At 28.0% G+C, this 439-nt stretch carries 1 protein-coding gene; it reads right to left on the reverse strand.

The features are described from left to right. Nucleotides 1-109: 109 nt before the first annotated feature. Nucleotides 110-439 (reverse strand): transposase (locus tag CD129_RS12725; RefSeq protein ID WP_144437025.1); only part of this gene is annotated, 330 nt, incomplete at its 5' end.

Consider the following 439-nt stretch of genomic DNA (forward strand, 5'->3'; position numbering starts at 1 on the left):
TTCCTACGATTAGTCAAGTACTAGTATTAAAAAATGGCATACTAAAATAGACCTTATGATTTTATTTTTTTTAATAAGGTGTTAATATATATTTGATTGTATGATTATTTTAATGTGGCGACATTTGATAATCGTATAACCTATTATTAGTAACTAAGTAATGGATTGTTTTTAATAAACGATTCATACAAGCTACCACGGCAGTCTTATGAGGTTTCTCATTAGGCTGCTTTTTTAGTTTATAGTAATAATCAATAATGTGATTATCATAATGTCGTTGTCCCCTAATGATATTCATCACGACCCAAAACAGTAATCTCCGAGCTTTTTTATTTCCACGTTTATTAATAGTGTCTCTATATTGAGTGTTACCAGATTGATATCTTTTGATATCAATACCGACATAGGCATTTAATTGTTTATTGGATTTAAATTTTGT

The sequence above is a fragment of the Mammaliicoccus fleurettii genome (assembly GCF_003970575.1).
GTDB classification, from domain to species: domain Bacteria; phylum Bacillota; class Bacilli; order Staphylococcales; family Staphylococcaceae; genus Mammaliicoccus; species Mammaliicoccus fleurettii.